22 protein-coding genes and 1 pseudogene are annotated in these 22,973 nt (G+C 53.8%); 21 read left to right on the top strand and 2 right to left on the bottom strand.

Going from position 1 to position 22,973, the window contains the following annotated elements:
* Positions 1 to 19: 19 nt before the first annotated feature.
* The 4 genes from NSS64_RS21040 to NSS64_RS21025 are packed head-to-tail and all read left to right on the top strand — an operon-like array spanning position 20 to position 2,748.
* Positions 20 to 478: a GAF domain-containing protein gene (locus NSS64_RS21040; protein WP_340942981.1), complete on the top strand. Its 459-nt coding sequence runs from the start codon at positions 20 to 22 to the stop codon at positions 476 to 478.
* Positions 478 to 1,521 carry a sensor histidine kinase gene (locus NSS64_RS21035; protein ID WP_341142866.1) on the top strand — a complete coding sequence of 348 codons (1,044 nt, stop codon included), beginning with the start codon at positions 478 to 480 and terminating at the stop codon, positions 1,519 to 1,521. The genes NSS64_RS21040 and NSS64_RS21035 overlap by 1 nt, the downstream gene beginning before the upstream one ends.
* A 28-nt stretch (positions 1,522 to 1,549) precedes the next feature.
* Positions 1,550 to 2,197, top strand: coding sequence for a response regulator transcription factor (locus NSS64_RS21030; RefSeq protein ID WP_036691001.1), 648 nt, complete (start codon positions 1,550 to 1,552; stop codon positions 2,195 to 2,197).
* Between the two features lie 23 nt (positions 2,198 to 2,220).
* Positions 2,221 to 2,748 (top strand): hemerythrin domain-containing protein, encoded by a 528-nt coding sequence (locus NSS64_RS21025; protein ID WP_341141396.1) that lies wholly within the window; start codon positions 2,221 to 2,223, stop codon positions 2,746 to 2,748.
* A gap of 90 nt (positions 2,749 to 2,838) precedes the next feature.
* Here NSS64_RS21025 and NSS64_RS21020 read toward each other — a convergent pair whose 3' ends face one another.
* Positions 2,839 to 3,732 (bottom strand): Rpn family recombination-promoting nuclease/putative transposase, encoded by an 894-nt coding sequence (locus tag NSS64_RS21020; RefSeq protein ID WP_341142865.1) that lies wholly within the window; start codon positions 3,730 to 3,732, stop codon positions 2,839 to 2,841.
* A 271-nt stretch (positions 3,733 to 4,003) separates the two neighbouring features.
* Here NSS64_RS21020 and NSS64_RS21015 point away from each other — a divergent pair, with 271 nt between their 5' ends.
* From NSS64_RS21015 to moaA, 3 genes are read left to right on the top strand one after another with little or no spacing between them, the layout of a single operon-like run.
* Positions 4,004 to 5,494 (top strand): MFS transporter, encoded by a 1,491-nt coding sequence (locus NSS64_RS21015; RefSeq protein WP_341141395.1) that lies wholly within the window; start codon positions 4,004 to 4,006, stop codon positions 5,492 to 5,494.
* A 48-nt stretch (positions 5,495 to 5,542) separates the two neighbouring features.
* Positions 5,543 to 6,787, top strand: a complete 1,245-nt coding sequence (locus NSS64_RS21010) for a molybdopterin molybdotransferase MoeA (protein WP_341141394.1) — start codon at positions 5,543 to 5,545, stop codon at positions 6,785 to 6,787.
* 32 nt (positions 6,788 to 6,819) lie between these two features.
* Positions 6,820 to 7,836: a GTP 3',8-cyclase MoaA gene (gene moaA / locus NSS64_RS21005; RefSeq protein WP_341141393.1), complete on the top strand. Its 1,017-nt coding sequence runs from the start codon at positions 6,820 to 6,822 to the stop codon at positions 7,834 to 7,836.
* A 138-nt stretch (positions 7,837 to 7,974) separates the two neighbouring features.
* Here moaA and NSS64_RS21000 read toward each other — a convergent pair whose 3' ends face one another.
* Positions 7,975 to 8,688: a YwiC-like family protein gene (locus tag NSS64_RS21000; protein WP_341141392.1), complete on the bottom strand. Its 714-nt coding sequence runs from the start codon at positions 8,686 to 8,688 to the stop codon at positions 7,975 to 7,977.
* 201 nt (positions 8,689 to 8,889) lie between these two features.
* On the opposite strand from NSS64_RS21000, the gene mobB reads away from it, so the two are divergent.
* From mobB to NSS64_RS20930, 14 genes and pseudogenes are all read left to right on the top strand, one after another.
* A complete protein-coding gene (gene mobB, locus NSS64_RS20995) occupies positions 8,890 to 9,456 on the top strand; it encodes a molybdopterin-guanine dinucleotide biosynthesis protein B (protein WP_341142864.1) in 567 nt (188 codons plus the stop codon).
* A gap of 15 nt (positions 9,457 to 9,471) precedes the next feature.
* Positions 9,472 to 9,921, top strand: a pseudogene (gene mobA, locus NSS64_RS20990) (molybdenum cofactor guanylyltransferase); the annotation flags it as partial.
* A gap of 171 nt (positions 9,922 to 10,092) precedes the next feature.
* Positions 10,093 to 10,578, top strand: a complete 486-nt coding sequence (locus tag NSS64_RS20985) for a molybdenum cofactor biosynthesis protein MoaE (protein ID WP_076076524.1) — start codon at positions 10,093 to 10,095, stop codon at positions 10,576 to 10,578.
* 19 nt (positions 10,579 to 10,597) lie between these two features.
* On the top strand, positions 10,598 to 11,305 hold the full coding sequence (locus tag NSS64_RS20980) for a DNA alkylation repair protein (RefSeq protein WP_341141391.1): 708 nt from the start codon (positions 10,598 to 10,600) through the stop codon (positions 11,303 to 11,305).
* Between the two features lie 107 nt (positions 11,306 to 11,412).
* A complete protein-coding gene (locus NSS64_RS20975; protein WP_340942965.1) occupies positions 11,413 to 11,904 on the top strand; it encodes a pyridoxamine 5'-phosphate oxidase family protein in 492 nt (163 codons plus the stop codon).
* A gap of 173 nt (positions 11,905 to 12,077) precedes the next feature.
* On the top strand, positions 12,078 to 12,635 hold the full coding sequence (locus tag NSS64_RS20970; RefSeq protein WP_341141390.1) for an RNA polymerase sigma factor: 558 nt from the start codon (positions 12,078 to 12,080) through the stop codon (positions 12,633 to 12,635).
* Positions 12,617 to 13,801, top strand: coding sequence for a hypothetical protein (locus tag NSS64_RS20965; protein WP_341141389.1), 1,185 nt, complete (start codon positions 12,617 to 12,619; stop codon positions 13,799 to 13,801). Before NSS64_RS20970 ends, NSS64_RS20965 begins: the two co-directional genes overlap by 19 nt.
* 201 nt (positions 13,802 to 14,002) lie before the next feature.
* Positions 14,003 to 15,352, top strand: a complete 1,350-nt coding sequence (locus tag NSS64_RS20960; RefSeq protein WP_340942960.1) for an ABC transporter substrate-binding protein — start codon at positions 14,003 to 14,005, stop codon at positions 15,350 to 15,352.
* A gap of 183 nt (positions 15,353 to 15,535) precedes the next feature.
* Entirely contained in the window at positions 15,536 to 16,498 is a 963-nt protein-coding gene (locus NSS64_RS20955; RefSeq protein WP_036725828.1) for a carbohydrate ABC transporter permease, read from the top strand.
* A complete protein-coding gene (locus NSS64_RS20950) occupies positions 16,495 to 17,340 on the top strand; it encodes a carbohydrate ABC transporter permease (protein WP_340942957.1) in 846 nt (281 codons plus the stop codon). Before NSS64_RS20955 ends, NSS64_RS20950 begins: the two co-directional genes overlap by 4 nt.
* Before the next feature lie 200 nt (positions 17,341 to 17,540).
* Complete coding sequence (locus tag NSS64_RS20945) at positions 17,541 to 19,304, top strand: sensor histidine kinase (protein WP_340991634.1); 1,764 nt, start codon at positions 17,541 to 17,543, stop codon at positions 19,302 to 19,304.
* A 42-nt stretch (positions 19,305 to 19,346) separates the two neighbouring features.
* Entirely contained in the window at positions 19,347 to 20,951 is a 1,605-nt protein-coding gene (locus NSS64_RS20940; RefSeq protein ID WP_340995529.1) for a response regulator transcription factor, read from the top strand.
* Between the two features lie 112 nt (positions 20,952 to 21,063).
* Positions 21,064 to 22,146, top strand: a complete 1,083-nt coding sequence (locus NSS64_RS20935) for a Gfo/Idh/MocA family protein (protein ID WP_341141388.1) — start codon at positions 21,064 to 21,066, stop codon at positions 22,144 to 22,146.
* A 224-nt stretch (positions 22,147 to 22,370) separates the two neighbouring features.
* Positions 22,371 to 22,919: an RAP domain-containing protein gene (locus NSS64_RS20930; protein ID WP_341141387.1), complete on the top strand. Its 549-nt coding sequence runs from the start codon at positions 22,371 to 22,373 to the stop codon at positions 22,917 to 22,919.
* Positions 22,920 to 22,973 lie beyond the last annotated feature (54 nt).

Raw genomic sequence — 22,973 nt, 5'->3', positions numbered from 1 at the left:
AATCCGAGGAGAGAAAGCGATGATGAATAAGGTGGATTACCAGACCCGGCTTGACCAGATCCGTAAGTGCCTGGGATATGACTTCATGTCGCTGGCGTTCGCCGAACCGGCGGAGTATGACTATGCGATCCGCTGGAAATACGCCTCAGGCAATATAAGTGACCGCTACAAACGGATTGTGCTGCAATCCGGCAGAGGGATTGCCGGCATCGTGTTCAAGACCGGCAAGCCGTTCCTGATCCCTTCGGTGAAGCTTATGGTGAAGCCCGACAGCCTGTTCAATTATCCCATCACCAAGATGGAGAATCTGAACAGCATCGGGGCGGTGCCGATGTGGAATGATGCCCGCGTGGCAGGCGTGCTTCTCGGCGGCTTCAGAGGGGACCGGCAGGTGACCGCTGAGATGCTGGGTGACCTGGAAGCGACGGCGCGGGGCGGCATTGGAGACTTGGACGGGAAGGAATTGTTGCTCAGTTGATGAACCCCGCTACGGATTTGCGCAGTGAGCTAATGACGAAGCTGTTCGAGAACAGCTCGGAGGCGATGTTCTTTTTTGACCGGCAAGGGAAAGCTCTGGCGATGAATCCGGCTGCCGAGACGATCGTCGACAAGGATATTCTGAGGCAGCTGTATCAGGGGAATCCTGAAGCGCTCTGCGGAACCTGCCGGGGATATACCAGCGAGACGGAGCTGCGGACCTGCCTGAATTGTTATTTTCACACCCCGGACTCGGAGGAGTTCACCTCTTATCAGGTCTATCTGGAGACCAGAGACAAGGGGATTGTCCCGTATGCGGCAACCTTTCACACTATAGATGAAGAGAACGGAATCCGGGTGTTCATGCTCAGGGATCTATCGAGACAGTTCAAGACGCAGGAGAAGTTCTACCAGAACAAAATGATGAAGCATATTATTGAAGCCCAGGAGAATGAACGCAAGCGGATCTCCCGTGAACTGCACGACAGCGTTGCGCAAGAGCTGATGAGTGCCGTGATTGATCTGCGTGTGCTGAAATATATGACAGCCGATGACGGCCTGCTGAAGAAAGTGAAGCAAACCGAAGTGTCGATGACCCGCCTGCTGAGTGATATCCGCAACCTGTCGGTGGAGCTTAGGCCGGCTGCCCTGGATGATTTCGGTCTGGAGGCGGCTTTCCGCTCCCACTTCAAGCGGGTGGAGCAAACGTATGGCCTCGTGATTGAGTATGAATCCCGGCTGCCCGAGAAGCGGTACGGGAGTGAGATTGAGACGGTCATGTACCGGGTATGCCAGGAAGCGGTGCTGAATGCCCTGAAGTACGCCCAGGTAGACAGCGTCAAGGTCTCGCTTACCGAGAACGGCGGCATGCTGCAGCTTCTGGTTCAGGATGACGGCATCGGCTTCCAGCTGGGAGATGAGCCTGCCGGAACCGGGCTTGGCCTGTTCGGGATGCAGGAGCGGGCGGAGCTGGTGGGTGGAATTTTCAGCGTAGATTCAGAGACCGGCAAGGGGACCCGGATTATGCTGCAGGTTCCTGTATGATGGGCCGAAGGAAAGGAATGAGCTTCTGATGAAGATCGTCATTGCGGACGACCATGCGATCGTGCGCAGCGGATTCTCCATGATTCTTAATTTTCAGGATGATATTGAAGTGATCGGAGCAGCGGCGGACGGCAGGGAAGCCTACACCATGGTCGCCAAGCTCCGGCCGGATATCCTGATCATGGATTTAAGCATGCCTCCGGGAGAAAGCGGGCTGACCGCAACCGGCAAGATCAAAGAGGATTATCCCGACACCCGGATCCTGATTCTGACGATGCATGACGATGATGAATATCTCTTCCATGTCTTGAAGAACGGGGCCTCCGGGTATGTGCTCAAGAGTGCGCCGGACGAGGAGCTGCTGCTGGCGATCCGGACGATTTACGAAGGCGGTACTTATATTCATCCCAAGATGGCTACCTCGCTGGTCCGTGAGTTCATTAAGCAGGACAAGACCGGCGGGACGGAAGATCTGTTCGAGCTGCTGTCCAAGCGGGAGCTGGAGATTCTGCCGCTCATTGCCAAGGGATACGGGAATAAGGAGATTGCAGAGAAGCTCTTTATTTCCGTTAAGACCGTGGAAGCCCACAAGGCCAAAATTATGGAGAAGCTTAACCTTAAAAGCCGGCCCGAGCTGGTCGAATACGCTTTGAGGAAAAAAATGCTGGATTTCTGACCGGCCACTGGAGGGTTAGCTGTATGCCGGAACATACAGACCTTAAGTTTACGCTGCCCGCGATGCGCATCCTTGAGAATGAACACCGCTATCTATCTTTTCTGATGGAGGAATGGCATGCCATTGTCCTCTGGTTTGAGCAGGAGCAGATTACTCTGGAAGAGGCCAAGGCCCAGCTTGAGAAGCTGCGTAAGGCAGTGCTTGCGTTCAGCGTTCCGCTGAAGCGGCACACGGAGAAGGAAGAGACGTATTTCTTTCCGCTGCTGGGCCAGTATATCGGCTTCGACCAGGGTCCGCTGGCCGGCATCCAGGAGGAGCACCGTGAGATTGACGGGTACATCGGGCATTTCCTGCATCACTCGGAGGGAGATATCAGCCAGATGACACTCGCGGGAATCCGCTCAGCCGTACACGATGCGGGAGAGGCCTTTGAAGTGCTGACGGTCCATTTTGTCAAAGAAGAGACCGTGATCTTCCCGATGGGCGAGAACCAGCTGAGTCCGAAGGACAAGGAGCGGCTAGGCGGACAGTTGAATACGCTGATTACGTGACAAAAAAACAGGCCGCTCCATTCTAACTGGGGCGGCTTTTTTGATACTTTTGATAATAGAAGAATTTATACTTTTTCAACAGGGGTTCGGTCAGTGCTTCCCCATCTGTGCTTTCAACCTTAGGATTTGTTGTTCTGTGAGACCTGAAGCTTTAAGAATAACTGAGGTCTCTACTCCAAGCGCAAGAAGTTCAAGTACTATGGCCTCTGCTCTTTTTTGTTCACCCTTAGCAATTCCCTCCGCAATTCCTTCCGCACGTCCTTCCGCACGTCCTTCTGCTTTAGCACCATTCATCCGTGAAGCCTCATCACGCAAATACTTCATCCGGGCATCATACTCCATACGTGTAGCGGCATCCTGGCTCAGAAATTCAAGTGTATCCATTGCTTTTTTTAACATGGGTTCATTCATGGTCAGCACCTCCCAGTTTGGTTGTTCAACACCCTTCAGGAATAATAACCAGTTAATCAGACCACCGGTCAATGGAACGGCCTGCTCTTCGAGCTTCGTTAATTCCATCACATGAATCTCCAGATCATTGTTCAGCGAAATCCCGGTATGATCTTCCCGAAGGCGAAACACATTATGATGGCGGTTATTTGGTAGGCAGGAGTAGTTCAATATATTAATCGTAACACACTTTTTCAATTGGCTGTAATCGTCGCCCTTTTGAATTTGATGATAGTACATCTCACTCCAGTAAAAAAGTGTTCGCTTCTCCATGTTATATGGATTAAACAGTTGCATTTCGATGTTGATTCGCTTGCCCTCTGCCGTTTTCGCCTTGATGTCCAGTATGGACTGCTTTTCAGCCGGAGCATCTTTATCTGTGTAAGGATTCATTAATATGATCTCAGTCAACGGGGGTTCACCGGACTCCATAAAGGTACTGTTAAGAAAGGCTAAAAGCACATCTTTGTTGTTTTCGCTGCCGAATATTTTCTTGAAAATAAAGTCGTTCCTTGCATCGAGCAATTCCACTATTATCACTCCAATCTAATAGGCTTATTATATCATGGCAGAATTACGCGTTGAAGACAAAATCAGCCTTTTTGTTTAGTTTTAGGGTCCCCGCAAAGTACCTGAGTCATCACCTACGCTAAAGCCCCACTTTGTGGGGTTATTTTAGGGTTTACCCTGTCAGGGAAAGGGGACTCCCCTATATCTGAGCCGGGGAACGGCGGATACAATGAGTACAGGAAGTATCAATAACAGGAAATCATCACAAGAAAAAAACGGCGAAAAGGTGAAACGAATGATTAAAAAAATGCAATTGCCGCTGCAAACCTTAAACTTGATTACCGGATTCATGGTGTGGGTGATTATCTCTTCGCTGATGCCCTTTATCTCGGAGGATATCAGCATTCCTTCCGGACGGCTGGCGATGGTCACGGCGATTCCGGTAGTGCTTGGCTCGATTCTGAGAATTCCGCTGGGCTATTATGCGAATATTCTGGGGGCGCGGATTATTTTTATGTCCAGCTTCGTGCTGCTGCTGTTCCCGGTCTACTTCATCAGTGAAGCGTCCACAGTCACACATCTTATTATCGGAGGCCTGTTTTTGGGGGTAGGAGGAGCTGTATTTTCAGTAGGCGTAACCTCATTGCCGAAGTACTATCCGAAGGAGAAGCATGGTCTGGTTAACGGTATCTATGGAATCGGGAATCTCGGTACAGCGGTTACGACCTTCTCGGCGCCTATCCTGGCAGTACAGTTCGGCTGGCAGTCTGCGGTCAAAATGTATCTGATTCTGCTGCTGGTATTCATCGTTCTTAACTTCTTCTTCGGAGACCGTCAGGAGCCCAAGCTCCGCACTCCGATTATTGAACAGATCAAGAGCGTGTCCAGGAACGAGAAGCTTTGGCTGTTCTCCCTGTTCTATTTCATTACCTTTGGCTCCTTCGTAGCCTTTACCATTTATCTGCCGAATTTTCTGGTATCCAGTTTTGGTCTGGAAAAGGTAGATGCCGGGATGCGCACCGCCGGCTTCATCGCGGTAGCGACCTTCTTCCGTCCGATCGGCGGCTGGCTGGCCGACAAGTTCCAGCCTTTATTCTTACTTATCTTCACCTTCAGTGTATATACGGTGGCTGCCATTATTCTGGCCTTCATGCCGGACATGGGCCTGTATACGGCAGGCTGCCTGGCGATTGCGGTAAGTGCCGGAATCGGCAACGGTGTTATTTTCAAGCTGGTACCTCTGTACTTCAATAAGCAGGCGGGGATTGCCAACGGGATTGTGTCGATGATGGGCGGTCTGGGCGGATTCTTCCCTCCGATTATGCTATCTGTGATTCATGCGGCAACCGGACAATATTCCATCGGCTTCATGCTGCTGTCCCAGGTAGCGCTGGCCAGTCTGGTGCTTGTGGTGTGGCTGTACTTCCAGGACCGGCTTGCTCTTACCTCTGAGGTGTTCAATTCGACCGGCCAGGGGATTCTGGTTACGGATGTGTCCGGCCACATCAAGACGGTCAATCCGGCGTTCACGAAGCTTACCGGCTACACCGAAGAAGAGGTGCTGGGCAAACAGCCGAGCCTGCTGAAATCCGGCCGCCAGCCGAAGGACTTTTACCGCGTGATGTGGGGTGAGGTCAAGTCAAAGGGCATGTGGCAGGGCGAGATCTGGAACAAGCGCAAGAACGGGGAAGAATACCTGCAGTGGCTGAATATTAGCGCCGTGAAGGATGAGACCGGTGAAGATGTCCGGTATGTAGGCACCTTCAGCGATATTACGCAGAAATAAACGGATGTACGGATGCTCAGTCCGGTACCCGCTGAGGAGCAGATGAGGGTGGAGATGAACAGAATCCCGGTTACTGTAGCGGAAGCTGTGCTGCGGGTAACCGGAAGAGTATGCCGCACAGGTACAGAGAACGTTCCGCTTCATGCAAGCTATGGACGTATTCTGGCCGGGCCGCTCACCGCAACCCATGATGTACCGCATTTCACCCGGTCCCCGTATGACGGCTATGCCATCGCTTCCAGAGATTCGGCCGGTGCTTCCGGCAGTAACCGGGTAAGCTTCACCGTGGTGGATCATATCGGCGCAGGGGAAGTGTCGCAGGCTGTAATCGGCCCTGGTGAAGCGGTACGGCTGATGACGGGGGCAGCGCTCCCGGCCGGGGCAGATGCGGTAGTTATGTTTGAACAAGCAGTCTCCGCAGGGCGGACATTTACGATCCGCAAGGCGTTTGCACCGCAGGAGAATCTCTCTTTGCAAGGGGAGGATATGCAGGCGGGGGAGACGGTCATTCCATCCGGCAGCTTCATTCATCCCGGGGTTGTGGCGCTGCTCGCTACCTTCGGTTACGGGGAGGTTAAGGCAGGGAAGCGGCCGGTGGTGGGGATTCTGTCTACAGGCACCGAGCTGCTGGCAGTGACAGACCCGCTCGTACCTGGTAAAATCCGTAACAGCAACGGGCCGATGATTGCCGCCCAGCTCGCGCGGATGGGCATTCCTTACCGGATCTATGATACAGCAGCGGACCGGCTGGAGGAATGCCTGCAGACCGTCCGTCAGGCGCTCGCTGAGACCGACTGTCTGATCACAACGGGCGGAGTGTCAGTGGGCGATTATGACTACCTGCCGGAGATCTACAAGCGCCTTGGAGCTGAGGTGTTGTTCAACAAGGTAGCGATGCGTCCCGGCAGTGTGACTACAGTGGCAGTAGCCGGGGATCAATTCCTGTTCGGACTGTCCGGCAATCCGTCGGCTTGCTTCACCGGCTTCGAGCTGTTCGTAAGACCTGCGCTGCTTAAGATGATGGGGGCGGAACAATTATATCTGCCGCGTACCACAGCCGCTCTGGCGGAGGATTTCACCAAGGCGAGCCCGTTCACCCGGTTCATCCGGGCGGTATATGACGGCACTACAGTCCGGCCGGCCGGCTTCAACAAATCGAACGCCGTCTCCTCCATCGCACGCGGCAATTCCCTAATAGTACTGCCGGGCGGAACAAGAGGCTTCGCCGCAGGAGATCAGGTGGATGTCCTGCTGCTCGGGGTGGAAGAGGGCATGAATGATTGGGTACTGTAAGGTTAAGTGTACGGGAAGGGAGATAGACGCACATGAATTATCATCCACTACAAGATCAGCTGCAGCGGCCTATCCACGATTTGCGGATTTCGGTCACGGACCGGTGTAATTTCCGCTGCTCCTACTGCATGCCAAAGGAGATATTCGGTGACGACTATGCTTTTCTTCCATCCGGTGAGCTGCTCACCTTCGAAGAGATTGGCCGGCTGGCGGGGCTGTTCGTCTCGCTTGGCGTTAGCAAGATCCGCCTGACCGGAGGTGAGCCGCTAATGCGCCGCCATCTGCCGGAGCTGGTTGCCTGCCTCTCTGCCATTCCCGGTGTCGGGGATATGGGACTGACGACGAACGGGGCTCTGCTGGGCGGACAGGCTGCGCCGCTGTATGCTGCGGGCCTGCGCAGGCTGAATGTCAGCCTGGATGCGCTGGACCCGGAGCTGTTCGGCAGAATGAACGGGCGCGGCTTCAGGCCGGGAATGATTCTGGACGCTATAGATCAGGCGGCGGCCGCCGGGTTCGAGGTCAAGGTGAATATGGTTGTCCAGCGGGGCGTGAACGAATCAGAGATTCTTCCGATGGCCGCCTACTTCAAGAAGCGGAAGATCACGCTGCGCTTCATCGAGTTCATGGATGTCGGCAACGATAACGGCTGGAGCTATGATAAGGTCGTCACCAAGCAAGAAATCCTGCAGCAGCTGCACAGCGTCTATACGCTGGAAGCTCTTGAGCAGAATTACAGCGGCGAGGTCGCGCAGCGCTACGGCTATCTTGGCAGTCCGGCCCAGATCGGCTTCATCACTTCCGTGTCCGAATCGTTCTGTTCCACCTGCTCGCGTGCCCGGCTGTCTTCTGACGGCAAGCTGTATACCTGCCTGTTTGCCTCCAAGGGCTTTGACCTTAGGGCCATGCTGCGCGGAGGGGCTGGCGATGAAGAGCTGCTGGCAGCGATTAAGCAGGTATGGGAGCAGCGCAGCGACCGTTATTCCGATGAGCGGACGGAAGAGACCCGCAGAAGCAAGGCCAAGATTGGCATGTCCTATATTGGAGGATAATGTCTATCCCATTGTGCCGCCGGGCTCAAGCAATCAGGATATGATCGTAGAATAGGCTGCAGACCTGAAGGAAGCTCCTCACGCGCGGGTTGGCGAAGGAGCTTCCTGGTTTTTGTCCAAATAAGTATTGTGGTTCTCTTAGAAATAGAGCATCAGCACAGACACATACAGCATGACGGAGAAGCCGATCTCGATGATTCCCGTACGTTTGGCCGTAATTCCTGTCCTCGGCAGAATGGCTGCCCGCAGCAGCAGAACCAGCAGCGGGACCAGCAGTGAAGGGGACAGGTACAGCCCGGCTGCTGTGAACAGCAGATGATACAGCACGGAGCCGTAATAGAAGCGGATATTATTCCGCTCACGGATGACGGTTTTGACATAGAAGGCAGTTCCTGTGAAGTACAGCACCGCCAGCACGAACAGCTCATTCACGGCCCTCCAATTCTCCCCCTGCCCTACATAGAAGACCGGATAAATCACCAGACAGAACGCCACAATAGCGGAGATGTCATTAAGCAAGGCACGTTCATTCTTGGTCCTGGCATAATAGAGGTTAACAGCGAATAACGGCAAGAGCAGCAGCACGAATCCCAGCAGTACAGGCTGGACAATTACCAGATAGAGGGCGAACGGAAGCAGCAGCAGCCCATATAAACTTAGCGGCTGGACATAACGTGCGAACTTCCGGGTCTTCACCCCCTGCAAGAGCGGGAAGCTGAACAGATAGATCAGCAGCCAGCAGATAAACAGCGGAATATGTATGAACTGCCCCTTGGAAGCGGCGACGCCCAACAGAAACGGGAGAACGAGCATCGCCCAGGCGCCGTGCTGGTTGGGGATGTATTTTTTCATGCAGCCATAGACCTCCTTCGCGGATATATCATGGCATGTAAGCTGCCAGACTCTTTAACTATACTTGTATCCGGCGGAGAATGATGGTGATTTGAAGCACAGTGGCGCTGGCAGACGATTGGTCGGGGAATGGGAAGCGGGCAGAATGGAATAGTGTATAATCGGAATAGATCTTCAAGCGAAGGAGCAGACACAGTGACTATGGAATCCCAGCATGCGGTGGTACAGCGCCCAGTTCCTGTACTGCAAATCGTCGGATACAAGAACAGCGGCAAGACAACTCTCGCCTGCCGGTTAATCCACGCCCTGTCTGCGCAGGGACTGCGGGTTGGCTCTGCCAAGCATGATGCCCATCAGTTTCAGCTGGATGATCCGGGAACGGATAGCAGCAGGCATCTCCTGCACGGTGCAGTGGAGACGGTATTGACCTCGCCGGAGGCGACCAGGATCATGCGCAGATCTGCGGCTTCACTGCGGGAAATCGCCGAGTCGATGCGCGGCAGAGTAGATCTGGTAATTGCTGAAGGGTTCAAATCTGCAGATTATCCCAAGATCGCCCTAATTCGCCGCACAGAGGACCAGATAACGCTGCAAAAGGAAGCGACGAACATACGCCTGTGGTTAAGCTGGGAAGAGGCTGCGGAATTGCAAAGTGCAGCGTTTGATTCCCGGATTAGCCAGGATACTCCTCCGGTATTGTCTATGCGGGAGCAGGCGCTTGCGGATCAGGCGGTCATCGCGCTGGCGCTGGCGCTGCTTCAGTCCTAAATTCTACTAAAGGAGGTGCCCTTGGTGCTGACAGGAATTATACTGGCGGGCGGACAGAACTCCCGGATGCAGGGCCGCAATAAAGCCCTCCTGACTTACCACGGGGAACCGTTCATTGTCCGGCAGGTGAGGGAGCTGCAGACCCTGTGCTCCAGCGTGATTGTAGTCACGAACGATCCTTCCCCGTATCTGGAACATCTTCCATTGGATATTCAATATATACCGGATGTCTATGCCGGGCATGGGCCGCTGAGCGGATTTCATGCCGCTTTTGCCAGCGCGGAGACGGACTATGCCTGGGTGGTAAGCTGTGACAGCCCTGATATATCAGCTCCGGCCGCCTCATGGATGCTTGCCCGGCTTGAAGCAGGCGGTTATGATGCGGTTCTGCCGGTGATTGGCGGCAAGCATCAGATGCTGCATGGCGTATACCGGGCGCACCGGATCTTGCCGGACATTACAGCAAGACTTGCGAACCGTGAGTACCGGCTGGCTGGTTTATTAGAATCAATGCACTGGCTAGGGGTGGGAAGGGATGAGCTGGCCGGTGCGGGGTTAGAGGAAGATTTCGCGGCAGATATAGATACACCCGAGCAATATGAGCAGCTGCTGCATCTATCGAAGGGAAGTGAGCGAATGGGCCATTCGTTATTTGAAATTACAGAGTCCGCGATTATACCCGCTGAGGTATCCGATAAAGTTCTGCGCAGAGAGGCCGGGGCGATTACCTTATTCATCGGGACGGTGCGTGAGTTCACACAGGGGAAGAAAACCTTGTATCTTGAATATGAAGCATACCCGTCCATGGCTGTAACGCAGCTGAAGCGTATCGGGCAGGAAGTGCTGGAGCGCTGGCCGGATACGAAGGTTGCAGTCACCCACCGGATTGGCAGGCTGGAGATTACCGATATTGCCGTGGTCATCGCAGTCTCCTCGCCCCACCGTAAGGCTGCCTATGAAGCGAATGAATACGTGATTGAGCGGATCAAGCAAATCGTCCCGATCTGGAAAAAAGAAACCGGCGAGGACGGCAAAGCGTGGATTGGCGACCAGCTGAATCAGAACGCCTACCCCGCGGGCCGTCCGCTGCTGCCGGATATTCCGGCGGAGGACGAGAGGTAGCTAAAAGGAGGAACGTTCAATGAATGCAGAACAGGTCATGCAGGAGCTTGAAGCGCTTGGCAAGGAACGGACCAAGAAGATATATACCGCAAACGGCGCACGGGAACCGCTCTTTGGTGTGGCTACCGGTGCCATGAAGCCCATTTTCAAACGAACCGGAATTAATCAGGCGCTGGCTGAGGAGCTGTATGCCACAGGTAATTATGATGCGATGTATTTTGCCGGGATCATTGCCGAACCGAACGGGATGACAGAGGCGGACTATAACCGCTGGATGGACGGGGCTTATTTCTATATGCTGTCCGATTTCGTGGTGGCTGTCACCTTGGCTGAAGCAGATATTGCCCAGCAGGTGGCCGATGAGTGGATCAGGAGCGGAGAGGACCTTAGAATGTCGGCAGGCTGGAGCTGTTACTGCTGGCTGCTGGGAAGCCGCCCGGATCAGGAGTTCCAGCGCGACAAGCTGGCCGGGATGCTGGAGCTTGTGGGTAAGACCATTTATGACTCCCCGGAGCGTACCCGGTACTCTATGAACAATTTTATGTATACCGTAGCTGTGTCCTATTCACCGCTGCATGATCTGGCACGTGAGACGGCGGAGCGGGTGGGTCCGGTCGAGGTGGACAAGGACAAGCCGAAGAGCAAGCTTATCAGCGCTTACGATAATATTATGAAGGCTGTGGACAAGGGACGGACCGGCTTCAAACGCAAACATGTGAGATGTTAGTCCGCAAGGATAGGTGAACATCCGGTAACGCTTCGTCTTTTCTGGTTAATAAATGCTATGCATTTGGACAACCTATTCCCTATCCTGGAAGAAAAGAGGCGGTTAAGATGTCAACTACACACCATAGTCACGAGGAAGCCGTTGAGACGGTCCGCAAGCTGATCAAGGGTATTGATATGGCTATGCTTACCACGATTTCGGAGGAAGGGCTGGTCTCCCGGCCCATGAAGACACAGGAGGTTGAATTCGACGGAGACTTGTGGTTCCTGACCAAGAAGGATACGAGCAAGTTCGGGGAGATTCTGTATGATCCGCGGGTGAACGTGGTCTATGCAGATAAGTCCTATGTCTCCATCCGTGGAACGGCTGAGATTGTAACCGACGTGAACAAGAAGAAAGAGCTCTGGAGTGCAGGGTACGATACGTTCCTGAAGACAAGCTATGATGACCCGGATGTGATTCTGATTAAAGTCCATGCCGAAGCGGCGGAGTACTGGAAGAGCGGCAACCTGGCCGAGAAGGCGGTATACATGTTCAAGCGGATGACCGGCCAGGACACGGACAAGCTGAATCTGAATCAGACGGTCGAGCTGGAATAGAGTAGACAGACAGACGGTTTTGGAAGCTTACAGGTTCATAGGTTCTACAACGGAGAGATCAACAGAGTTCATCTGGGGATCTCTTTTTTTGCTGTGGAGCCGGTAAAAGATAATTGTCACATTACATACTGCTCATGTGTTATATCTATATGTTTCGCAGAAAGGAGACTATCGTGGACGCTATTGGAGACAAGATTAAGAGGATACAGGACGGGGAAGGAGGCCTTTACTCCGATGTGATCAGGCTATACCAGCAGCGGATTTACCTCTATTGCTATCGCTTGCTGAATAACAAGGAAGAGGCGGAAGATGCGGTACAGGACATCCTGATCAAGGCCTACCAGAATATCGGACAGTACAAGCCGCAGGCAGATTTCACATCATGGCTCTACAAAATTGCTTACCATCACTGCCTGAACCTGCTGCGGCGGCAGAAATTCCAGCAGCAGGTGCGGAAGCTGCTCCGGCAGGAGGTTACGGCGAAGAGCGCCGAGCAGACGGCCCATAACCGGCTGTTCAGCGAGCCTGTCGCGGCCGCCCTGGCGAAGCTCGGTGTGGACGACCGGAATTTGTTGATCCTGCGGATTTATGAAGATAAATCGTTTGCGGAAATCAGTGAAATTCTGGGTGTCAGTACGGCTACCGTACGCAAGAGATATGAACGGACGAGGGGAAAACTTAAAAAAGCGATTGAGCGAAAGGAGAAACAATTATGGGCAAGCGTGAATTAACGCCGGAGGAGCAGTTTCTGAAGGAGGGAGACCGATCAGTACATTGGAACACCGTTGATGTTCATGAACCAGTCATGAAGGCGCTCGGGCTTGAGGGGGCCTTGTCTGCTGAAGAAGACGAGAACCTGCTGCAGACCCTTCCGCTAAGCGAAGAGGCACCAAAAGTAATGCGCAGAATGGAAACAAGAACCGGGCGGAGACAGAAGCGGATGCCGGTAAAGCGCTGGGCGGCGGCGGTCCTGGCACTGCTCTTGCTGGGCGGCGGCTACACCCAGTTCTCCGGCAAACTCCAGCAAGGAGATGAAGCCCGGAGTTCGGATGAGGTCCGGCAAGGGGCCGGAGCCCGGTATAAGGTGCTGCCGTATCAGCCGCTTCCGGCGACGGCTTCCGGCAGAACGCTGATTGAGAAGGCGAAAGAACCCTTGAAGCCTTATATTCCAGAAGCACAGCCGGGTATAGAGGATGAAGCCAACCAGAAGCTAAGTATTCTCTATAACCAGAAATATTCAAAAGGGGCAGAGCTCATGAAAGAGCTGCTGCTTCCTGGAGAGTATGCCACCTATGTAATTACGCGTGATGACGAGGAGGGAGAGGGGAGTATGAACATGTACCGTCCGCCCCTCACGTTCAAGGACTATACCGCCTATAAGACCAGTGTAGAGAAGTACAACGCTCTGGTCCTGGAGCAGCCGGCGTATCTGCCGGAAGGGTATGCCCTGGACGAGGCAATCATCAAGCCTTTTTTCTTAAAAGTTCCGGATGTGCAGGAGCTGGAAGGCGGAAACGAGAGAGACCTGGGAGACAGCTTCCGGTTAACCTGGAGAGTGGAGAAGGCGGAGAACATTGCCTACCCGTATTCCTCACTGGTATACAAGAAGGGGGAGGTCCAGGTAAGAATCAGTGTCTCGCGTGTGGATGACAACCAAAACCCGGCAGATCCGCTGTCGTGGAGTGAACATACAAAGATGGAAAATATTGAAATCGAAGGCAGACAGGCCGTTTTTTCGGATGACTCCGGCAACAAGGAACTTGACTTGGGGTATAAGTATAAGCTGGTTTGGTCTGACCCCGGTGCAAAGGTTATCTATTCTGTGATCTCCGGCCAGGAGAATGCGGAGCTAACGAAGGATGAGCTTATCGGCATTGCTGCCAGTATGATGAAGTAAGTAACGCAGAGTTGACACTCAGGGCTGTTTCGCTATCTTAGCATAGCGGAGCAGTCCTTGAATGTTTATGGCCTGTCTGCAGGACGGCATATTCGTAAGATTTTATAAGAATTCGTGCATCGCTCTCCTATGAACTTCCAACCTGTCTTGTTACTATAGCAATGTAGCAAGAGAATACAGATGTATACAGGAGGGTTAAAGATGTTAAAATGGAAGCGTTCTCTTTCGGTCCTGGCGATGACAGCGATATTAGGTACACTGGCTGCCTGCGGCGGCGGAGGGAATAAAGTAAACAATGCAGGAGGGGCTACAGAAGCACCTGCCGGCACCAATGCTGCTGCGACGGCTGCTGCAACGGAAGCGCCAAGCACCAATGAGCCGGTCAAGCTGCGGATTATGTGGTGGGGCTCCCAGCCGCGTCACGAAGCTACCCTCGCCGCCCTGGAATTGTACACGAAGAATAATCCGAACGTAACCTTTGAGCCGGAGTATTCCGGTATGGACGGTTATCTGGACAAATTATCCACGCAGGCTGCGGCCAACAATGCACCCGATGTGGTTCAGCTTGACCCGGGCTGGATGCCGGACTGGATGGCCCGCCAGCAATTGGCCGACCTGGCTCCTGAGGTGGATGTCAGCAAATTCGATACGAAGCTGCTGTCCGGCGGACAGCTTGACGGCAAGCAGTACGCTGTTCCGCTCGGTTCCGTAGCCTTCGGTATGGTATATGATAAAGCGGCTATGGATAAGCTGGGGATTGCGAATCCGGCCAACGGCTGGACCTGGGATGAGTTCTTCGCCTTAGCGAAGGAATCCAAGTCCAAGCTGCCGAAGGGTCAATATTTCACCCTCGACTATGCAGGTAACTATTTCATGTACTCGGCGTATCAGTATGCCAGAGGCAAAGGGCAGGTCATCACGGATGACGGTCACTTTAACGTGGATGAAGCCACCTATCTGGATTGGACCCGCAAGTTCGAAGAGCTCCGCAAGGAAGGGCTTGTTCCTCCGGCGGATGTGAATGCCTCCGATAAGGAGAATGATCCGCAAATGGATCTGCTCGCAGCAGGCAAGGTGCTGTTCCGTTACAGCTTCTCCAACAATCTGGGAACCTGGGACAGCATTAAGCCAGGAGCCTACGCACTTGTAACCATGCCGCGTGCCGAAGAGGCCGGAGGCTGGCTGAAGCCGTCGATGTATATGGCGGTCTCCAAGAACTCCAAGCATGCTGAAGAAGCCAAGAAATTCATCAACTGGTTCGTGAATGATGCTGAGGCTGCCCAAATCACCAAGACCTTCCGTGGCCTCCCGGCCAACAAGGATAATGCCGCTCTGCTGGAAGCGAATATGAGCGATCTGGATAAGGTAGGCTTGGCTCTGCTCCGTGCTACGGAGCCGGATGGCCAGACCTGGTCGGCCGGAGCCGGCGGCTGGACGAACTTCGTGGATAAAGACTGGGTACTGGTCCGTGACCAGCTCAGCTTCGGTAAATCCACACCGGAAGAGGCGTTCAAGCAGCTGAAGGAAGCCTCGCTATCCTACGAGAAATAAGGTATGAACTGAAAGCCCGGGACAGCAATGTTCCGGGCTTTATCTTTTTATAACGCGGCTATACTCGTGTTTTCGAATTAATCGTTATATTTTGAAAGAATTCGAGCATTGCCCTCCTTTAGCCGGAGTGTGGGCCAATACTATACTTAAGCTATACAAATTGACCACAAGAGGTGACCACAGATGAACCGCTCCACAACCACTTTAGCCCAAGCCTCGCCAGCGCCGAAAAAAAGCTCCTATTTCAAAAGCCGGTGGAACGCTCCGCTTGCAGGCTATTTGTTTATTTCGCCCTGGCTGATCGGGTTCCTGGTACTGACGGCGTATCCGTTGTTCTTATCCCTGTACTATTCGTTTACCGACTACACCCTGATGCAGCCGATGAAATGGATCGGGTCCCGCAATTACGAACGGATTTTCACCGCAGACCCCAAATTCATTCAATCCGCCAAAGTCACAGTCATGTATGTGCTGGCCTCCGTGCCCCTTAAGCTGATTGCGGCCCTGCTCGTGGCCATGGTACTCAGCAGAGCGGTCAGAGGGATCAGCGTCTACCGCACAGCGATCTATTTCCCTTCTCTAATCGGAGGCAGTATCGGGGTATCGCTGCTCTGGCGCAACATCTTCGGGGTAGACGGGATTTTCAACAAGCTGATTGCTGTCTTCGGCATCGAGGGCAAAAGCTGGATTACCAATCCCGACACCGCACTTAGCACACTGATTCTGCTGACCGTCTGGCAATTCGGCTCCACCATGGTTATTTTCCTGGCAGGGTTGAAGCAGATTCCCAATGACTTGTATGAAGCTTCCTCGGTAGACGGGGCGAACAGGTTCATTCAATTCTTCCGCATTACACTGCCTATGCTGTCGCCGATTCTATACTTCAACCTGATCATGGCCGTGATCAACGCCTTCCAGATGTTCACCTCGGCCTTCGTGATTACGAATGGCGGTCCGATGAACGCTACATATGTATATGCCATGTATTTGTATGAACGGGCCTTCAGCCGGTACGAGCTGGGCTACGCTTCTGCACTGGCCTGGATTATGCTGGTCGCGATCGTCGCTGCAACGCTGCTGATCTCCTACACCTCGAAGTACTGGGTATTCTATGAGACTGACACTGGAGGGAAAAAACGCAAATGACAACTCTGAATTGGAAGCCTGCATTCCGGCATGTGTTCATGATTCTCTTCAGCTTCATCATGGTCTATCCGATTGTCTGGTGGATCGGAGCTTCGCTGAAGGACAGCACCGAGCTGAGTTCACCGGGAATCTTCCCGTCCGTTCCGCAGTGGGAGAACTTCACCAAAGGCTGGAACTCGGTGCCCGGACATACGTTCACTGATTTCTACCTCAACACCTTCTGGCTGGAAATTATGGTGCTGATAGCAACGCTGCTATCCTGCACGCTGGTTGCCTTCGGGTTCGCCAGACTGGATTTTCCGCTGAAGAAATTCTGGTTCTCGATTCTGATGCTGACACTGATGATGCCGGGCCAGGTGCTGATCATTCCCCAGTACGCCTTGTTCCATCAGCTGGGCTGGGTGAACACGTATTTGCCGTTTGTCGTTCCCCATCTGCTGGCGGGCGGGGCCGGCGGAAGCTTCTTCGTCTTCCTGCTGATCCAGTTCATCCGCGGTGTGCCCAAGGAGCTGGACGAATCGGCCAAAATCGACGGCTGCTCCTGGTTCGGAATTTTCTGGAGAGTGGTCATGCCGCTGGCCTTCCCGGCGGTCGTTACGGTGACGATCTTCTGCTTCCTGTGGAACTGGGATGACTTCCTGGGACACCTCCTGTACATCAACACGGTAGACAAATACACGGTGGGCCTTGCGCTGCGTATGATTAATGACTCCCAGTCTGCAGCCGAGTGGGGCCAGCTTCTGGCCATGTCGCTTGTCTCTATTGTTCCGGCAACGCTTGTGTTCACCTTCCTGCAAAAGTATTTCGTGGACGGGATTGCGACAACAGGCATAAAGGGATAAGATGCAAGTGGAAACGACTTTGCCGTCCTTTTAAAGGGCGGTACCGTTTCAGCGAGAAATAGAAGGATAAGTTATCGTGTGCAACATATAAATTCTTATATTTTTAAAAAACATCCGTCCGATAACGGTAAAGCGCCTGAGCCTTATTCGACGCTTTACCGTTTATTTCTTGTGAGCCGGAGGCGAAGGAAGGGGATCACTTGACCAATCCTTTTAAAAAGTACAGGATCGACCGTCTGTTTTTTCACAGCTTTGCCATTATAATTATTCTGGTGATAGCGGTTACGGCTTGGACCAGCTACAGCAATTCCTCCAAAGCCCTTGTGCAGACCACCTCCCACTATCAGCAGCGGCTGCTGGATGAGTTGAACAATGAGATTACCACCCGGCTGGATATGATCGAGCAGATCTCACTGTCCACCTCACGGGACAACGAGCTGACGACCTTTCTCTTGAACAGGCAGGATGATTTCGAACGGTATCGCAAGCGTATAAGCGTTGAGAGTGCGCTCGGCAATTTAACCTATGCCATTCCGTTAATTCAGGGGATTGACCTCTATATGGATCAGCCGATGCCGAGCAGCGGGCAGAGCTATATTCAATTCCGCAATATTCTCGATCTGGATAAGCAGTCCTGGGCCAGGAATCTGGTGAAAAGCGATTTCGCCTGGTCGGGGGAACATTCCATTCCCAGTGTGCAGGGAGACATTCCGGTGCTTAGCTTCGCCCGGAAAATCATGAACGAGAACGACTATCTCGGTGTGCTTGTCGTTCATATCAAAGCCAGGGAAATCCGTGCGCTGCTGACCGGCAACTCCTCCGGGTCGAACCGGATCATGGCGGACAGCGCCGGCAAGCAGATTCTGAGCATCGGGGAGACGCTGGAGCAGAGCGAGTGGTCGAAATGGATCGACCTCAAGAGCAACAAATCCGGCTATGTCCACATTCCCGGCGATAAGGATACCGGTAATACGCTGCTGGTCTACTCCAGAATGGATAATTCCATCTGGACGCTGATCGAGTTCACCTCCTGGAAGCAGATTACGGCAAGCAGTCTGGAACTGGCGGAATGGATCGGGCTGATCGGGATCGGAGCGATTCTGCTGGTCCTGCTATTGACGCATTATCTGAGCAGGCAATTCTCCAAGCCGATTAAGCAGCTTGTAAGCGCTATGAGAATATATTCAGTCGGCGGGCACAAGGAGGAGCTGCCAAGCGACTACGAGAATGAATTCGGTTATTTATTCTCCGGCTACCGCAAGCAGACCGAGCGTATCGAGGAGCTGTACCTGTCGCTGGAGCGGCGGTATGAGCAGCAGCGCAAAGCGGAGATTGAGGCCTTGCAGGCCAATATCAATCCCCATTTTCTCTACAATATGCTGGACCAGCTTAACTGGATGGCCATTGAGGCTGGACAGGATGAGCTGAGCCGGATTCTGGAGCTGATGGGCCAGATGTTCAGGATCGGCTTATCCAACGGGGCGAGCTTCATCATGGTATCGGAGGAATTGCAGCACATCCAGTGTTATCTCGAAATCCAGCAGCTCCGCTGGGGCGACGGTCTGGAGTACACCATCGAGGTGGAACCGGGGCTTCAGGAGGCTTATCTTCCCAAGCTCACCCTGCAGCCGTTCGTGGAGAATTCCATTGTACACGGCTTCAATAAGCAGCGCAGCGGCCATGTGTCGATCTCCTTAACTAAGGTAGAGGAGACGCTGCAGATTATAATTGATGATAACGGGGCAGGCCTGAAGCAGCCGGAGGCGCGGCCGCACAGGCGGCATACCGGCGGCTATGGCATACGGAATGTGAGAGAGCGGATTGCCGGATATTTCGGAAAAGACTACGGGGTTACGCTGCAGGAACGTGAAGAGGGAGGGACCCGGGTAGAGATTGTTCTGCCGCTGCTCACAGAGGCTCCGGCACAGATACTGACTGCTTCTCTCGCTGCGAAGGAAGGCTGATAAGGCTGCTGCGGGCCAGAGAAGCTTAAGGAGGCAGACATGATGTGGAAGATCGCTATTATTGACGATGAGCGCCAGGTACTTCAAGGGATGAAACGGGCGATTCCATGGGAGGAGCTGGGGGCGGAATGGGCCGGTGAGGCGCTGAACGGGGAAGACGGTCTGGCGATGATCCGGGCAACCAGCCCGGACATTGTAATCACGGATATCTATATGCCGGTAATGAGCGGCCTGGAGATGATGGAGCAATTAAGGAACGAGGGCTTCAAGGGCAAAATCATTATTCTGAGCGGTTATTCAGACTTCGAGCATGCCAGACAAGCCCTTCGGCTTCAGGTCAGTGACTATGTCTCCAAGCCGATTAGTCTTCCTACACTTAGAACGATCCTTCACAAGGTTATTGCAGAGCTGCTCAGAGAGCAGGAGAAGGTGATCAGACAAGGCGAGCTGGAGCTGAAAATGATGCTGTATGAGCCTTTTGTCGAGAAGGAATGGGTCCGGTCCGCCGCGGTCGGCACCCTGGAGCCTTCATACCGGAACAATTCCCATCTCCCGCCCTCGTATCATTACTGGCTGGAAGGCAGGCATGCAAGCATCGGGATCGAGCTGATCCGTGATGACCGGGCCAGCTCCTTCTCGGTCTCGGACTGGAATCTGCTGCGCTTCGCAGTCAGTAACATTGCCTGTGAGGTTACGCGCAAGCATTACGCTAATATGGAATACACCGAGCTGAACAGCTACCGGGCCTTGCTGATTATTCATCCTGAGGCAGAATGCACGCAGCAGCTGGAGGAGCTGGGGACCCGGCTGGTCGACAGCATCCACTCGTATCTCAGGCTGGTAGTCCGCATAGGGATTGGAGGACTTAAGGATACCTGGACGAAGATTCCAGAATCGACGGAGGAGGCGTTCCGCGCTATGGATCACGGAGCCTTACGGATCAGTCCGGCCTATGAGGTGTACTGCTACCGGGAGAGCCACAGCAGCGGGCAGGACCGCGGGGTGCTCTTCCCGGTGAAGTTCTCCTACAAGCTGGCCGCCGCGATGAAGGCTTCACAGGAGGCGGAGGCGCAGCAGCTTGTATACGGATACATTACCGAGCTGCAAGCGCAGCAAGGGGTCTCCGCCAGCTACGTGCAGATGCTCGGCAGCGAGCTATGGGGCATTATCACCTACTCCCTGTATGAGTCCGGATTCGTGCTTGATGATCTGTTCACCAATGACCAGATTGCCCAGGAGATCGGCAACCTGGCTATACCTGACCAGCTGGCAGGCTGGTTGTCCGCCAAAATCACAGCCATCTGTGCCAGCCGCCAATGGAAAGGCAGCAGCAAGCACCGGCAGGTCGTTGATTTCATGACGAACTACATTCATGAGCATTATGCCGAGGAGCTTACGCTGGCTGATCTGTCGGATAAAGTGTTCATCTCCCGGAATCATTTGTCGATTATTTTCAAGAATATTACCGGGGAGACCTTCAACAACTATCTGACCCGGGTACGGATTGAGAAGGCCAGGGAGCTGCTCATGGAACGCAATATGCTGGTCTATGAAGTGGCGGAGCGGGTTGGCTACAAGAACATTCCTTATTTCAGCACGCTATTCAAGAAGATCACCGGGATGAATCCCACGGAGCTGATCAAATGATGACACATATAATCCGCCAGAGACAAGTATGATGATAGAAGCCGCGATGACGGAGCAGGGACTTGCGGCTGAGCTGCATCAACATCAATGAGTCATCAAGGAGGACAGGGGTATGCCCGTTAACTTCAGCATTATCGGCGGAGGGGGTTTCCGCGCACAGTATTATTTACGAATTGCCCGGGCCTTGCCGGACCTGTTCCGGATCGGCGGCCTTGTAGTCAGGGACCGGGCCCAGGGACAGGAGATAGAAGCGGCGTGGGGTGTTCAGACATACCGCTCCCTTGACGAGCTGCTGCGCAGTGAGGACCCGGATTTCGCAGTAGTCTCCGTCAGCGGCGGGGCGGCAATGAACTATTTGTACCGGCTGGCCGAGATTGGCCTTCCGGCGCTGACAGAGACGCCGCCTGCCTCCAGTCTGGAAGAGCTGGAGCAGCTGCACAAGGAGCTAACCGTGCACGGGGCTTGGATACAGGTCGCAGAGCAATACCCGTACCATCCGGTTCAAGAAGCACGGCTGTCATTGATCCGCTCCGGCAGGCTGGGCAGAATCACCGAGACGACGGTCTCGGTATCCCATCTGTATCATGGGGCAGCCCTGATGCGCAGGATGCTTGGCATTGGGTTCGAGGAGGCGGTCATCCGGGGGATGCGGTTCGACTCCAGCTGGGTCGGCGGCCCAACCCGCAGCGGCCCTCCGGCTGAAGACAAGCTGATTCCGCTGCACAGGGAACTGGCCTGGCTGGATTTCGGAGACTGCTTAGGCATTTACGATTTCACCAAGGACCAGCACCGCTCCTGGACGCGCTCGAATCATCTTAGCGTGCGCGGAGAACGCGGGGAGATCTTCGACAACCGGGTGCTGCTCCAGCAGGAGAATCTGGTGCCTCTGCAAATGGAGCTGAAGCGCATCAACCGTGGAGAACAGGAGAATGCCGAAGGCTATTACCTCCACGGAATTATTTGCGGAGAGCAATGGCTGTATAACAACCCCTTCGCCCCGGCTCGGCTGTACGATGACGAGCTCGCCATTGCGTCCTGTCTGGACAAGATGGCCCTCTATGCGGCTGGCGGCCCCGGCTTCTACGGACTGGAGGAAGCTTCGCAGGATGTATACCTCGGCAAGATGATCGAGAAGGCCATAGAGTCCGGCGAAGCCGTAAGAACAGAGCGGATGTGCTGGTCGGAGGGGAAGTAGTAGGGTGGTGGCAGGAGTGTAGCTGCTGGTTATGCTGCTATGCTCGCATTACGTCCACATGTATGCCAACTTACACTACCACCGGTGAAGGATGTTATTGACGGTTGCAGTGTGGCGATACTATAATTTGTAAAACGGATGAAGCACATCCCGCACCTTGATTGATTGGGTGCGGGATTTTTTGTGCGCGAATATGCCTGATTTTATAGAGGAGGAAGAGAGAAATGGGATTTGCTGAAGAGCATCAGAGATGGCTGGAGTATCATAAGAAGCGCAGGACAGGGGAACGTCTGGATCGGCTGGACCGGGGCCACCGGCATGGGGAGCAAATGTTTGTGGAGCGGGTATGGTGGCCGATTTTCGGGAAGTTGGATGATCTTCATCCGGAGTACGAGGTTGCCGATTGGCGGGGCAGGCCGTATTTTGTGGATTTTGTGTGGAAGCCGGGACAGGTTAAGTTCGCTATTGAGATCAAAGGATATGGGCCGCATGTTCAGAATACGGACCGGACCCGCTACCGCCAGGAGCTGAACCGGGAGACGTATCTGCAGATTGCCGGATACCGCGTCGTCGCCATCCCTTACGATGATCTGGAGTCTGCACCGGAGCAGACCATCTCCTTGCTGAAAGCTTTGCTAACCCCATGTTTGTTGAAAACCAGTTCGGAGGGAAGCGGCCAGTTTATCGAGGATAGAGCGCGACATGCTGCGGATGGCGAGCCGGATGAATGGCATGATACGGCCGGTGGATGTGGTGAAGGGGCTTGGTATTGATCCGCGAACGGTGAAGAAAAACTTGAATAGTTTGTGTGACAAAGGCAAGCTTAA

It is taken from the genome of Paenibacillus sp. FSL H8-0122 (assembly GCF_038005345.1).
In the GTDB taxonomy this organism is placed as follows: domain Bacteria; phylum Bacillota; class Bacilli; order Paenibacillales; family Paenibacillaceae; genus Paenibacillus_AQ.
This window is presented reverse-complemented; position numbering and strand designations above follow the sequence as displayed.

Bases quoted from the DNA above. Each gene is read 5' to 3' on its own strand.
- NSS64_RS21040 (WP_340942981.1), top strand. From the start codon at position 20: ATGATGAATAAGGTGGATTACCAGACCCGGCTTGACCAGATCCGTAAG.
- NSS64_RS21035 (WP_341142866.1), top strand. From the start codon at position 478: ATGAACCCCGCTACGGATTTGCGCAGTGAGCTAATGACGAAGCTGTTC.
- NSS64_RS21030 (WP_036691001.1), top strand. From the start codon at position 1,550: ATGAAGATCGTCATTGCGGACGACCATGCGATCGTGCGCAGCGGATTC.
- NSS64_RS21025 (WP_341141396.1), top strand. From the start codon at position 2,221: ATGCCGGAACATACAGACCTTAAGTTTACGCTGCCCGCGATGCGCATC.
- NSS64_RS21015 (WP_341141395.1), top strand. From the start codon at position 4,004: ATGATTAAAAAAATGCAATTGCCGCTGCAAACCTTAAACTTGATTACC.
- moaA (WP_341141393.1), top strand. From the start codon at position 6,820: ATGAATTATCATCCACTACAAGATCAGCTGCAGCGGCCTATCCACGAT.
- NSS64_RS21000 (WP_341141392.1), bottom strand. From the start codon at position 8,688: ATGAAAAAATACATCCCCAACCAGCACGGCGCCTGGGCGATGCTCGTT.
- mobB (WP_341142864.1), top strand. From the start codon at position 8,890: ATGGAATCCCAGCATGCGGTGGTACAGCGCCCAGTTCCTGTACTGCAA.
- NSS64_RS20985 (WP_076076524.1), top strand. From the start codon at position 10,093: ATGGGCCATTCGTTATTTGAAATTACAGAGTCCGCGATTATACCCGCT.
- NSS64_RS20980 (WP_341141391.1), top strand. From the start codon at position 10,598: ATGAATGCAGAACAGGTCATGCAGGAGCTTGAAGCGCTTGGCAAGGAA.
- NSS64_RS20975 (WP_340942965.1), top strand. From the start codon at position 11,413: ATGTCAACTACACACCATAGTCACGAGGAAGCCGTTGAGACGGTCCGC.
- NSS64_RS20965 (WP_341141389.1), top strand. From the start codon at position 12,617: ATGGGCAAGCGTGAATTAACGCCGGAGGAGCAGTTTCTGAAGGAGGGA.
- NSS64_RS20960 (WP_340942960.1), top strand. From the start codon at position 14,003: ATGTTAAAATGGAAGCGTTCTCTTTCGGTCCTGGCGATGACAGCGATA.
- NSS64_RS20955 (WP_036725828.1), top strand. From the start codon at position 15,536: ATGAACCGCTCCACAACCACTTTAGCCCAAGCCTCGCCAGCGCCGAAA.
- NSS64_RS20950 (WP_340942957.1), top strand. From the start codon at position 16,495: ATGACAACTCTGAATTGGAAGCCTGCATTCCGGCATGTGTTCATGATT.
- NSS64_RS20940 (WP_340995529.1), top strand. From the start codon at position 19,347: ATGTGGAAGATCGCTATTATTGACGATGAGCGCCAGGTACTTCAAGGG.
- NSS64_RS20935 (WP_341141388.1), top strand. From the start codon at position 21,064: ATGCCCGTTAACTTCAGCATTATCGGCGGAGGGGGTTTCCGCGCACAG.
- NSS64_RS20930 (WP_341141387.1), top strand. From the start codon at position 22,371: ATGGGATTTGCTGAAGAGCATCAGAGATGGCTGGAGTATCATAAGAAG.